Below are 727 nucleotides of genomic sequence, written 5' to 3' on the forward strand. Positions count from 1 at the left end.
CGAACGCGATGATGCCGACACCGCCAATGACCATGGCGATGATGGTGACGATCTTGATCAGGGCGAACCAGAATTCGAATTCACCGAAGGCTTTCACCGCGATCAGGTTGATCGAACCCATGCTGACCAGCGCCGCGAGGGCCCAGATCCAGCGCGGCACATCCGGGAACCAGATACCCATGTACACGGCCACGGCGGTGATTTCCGCGACGCAGGTCACCAGCCACAGGAACCAGTAGTTCCAGCCGGTGAGAAAACCCGCCAGCGGGCCGAGGTAGTCCTGGGCGTAGCGGCTGAACGAGCCGGCCACCGGGTTGTGCACGGCCATTTCGCCGAGGGCGCGCATGATCACCAGGATCGCCAGACCGCCAAGGATGTAGGAAAGCATGATCGCCGGGCCGGCCATTTCGATGGCCTTGGCTGAACCCAGGAACAGACCGACGCCGATACAGGCGCCGAGCGCCATCAGGCGAATATGCCGTTCGCCGAGTTCACGTTTGAGCGGGCCGCCGTGAGCGGTTTCGCCGTGAGGCAGGTGATTGCCAACTGGCATAGGGGTGCAACCTCGTCTTGTTATTGGATATGACCACCGAGTCTCGAAGCATCGGCCGATAGGCCTCAACTCGAAGGAAACCGCGTCTGCCTCGTGGGCAAACACGTCTCGCAAGCAAACCTGCAAGATCAGCGGGGCGTGCAGTATAAAAAGCCTTTAGCAGGGCTTTTCACT

At 60.5% G+C, this 727-nt stretch carries 1 protein-coding gene; it reads right to left on the bottom strand.

Features of this window, described 5'->3' with window-relative positions; genetic code table 11:
* The coding region (locus tag DBR18_RS29915; RefSeq protein WP_256588953.1) for an amino acid permease at nt 1–553 on the bottom strand (553 nt) is incomplete at its 3' end.
* Between the last annotated feature and the right edge of the window lie 174 nt (nt 554–727).

The organism is Pseudomonas sp. HMWF021, from assembly GCF_003061005.1.
GTDB lineage: Bacteria > Pseudomonadota > Gammaproteobacteria > Pseudomonadales > Pseudomonadaceae > Aquipseudomonas.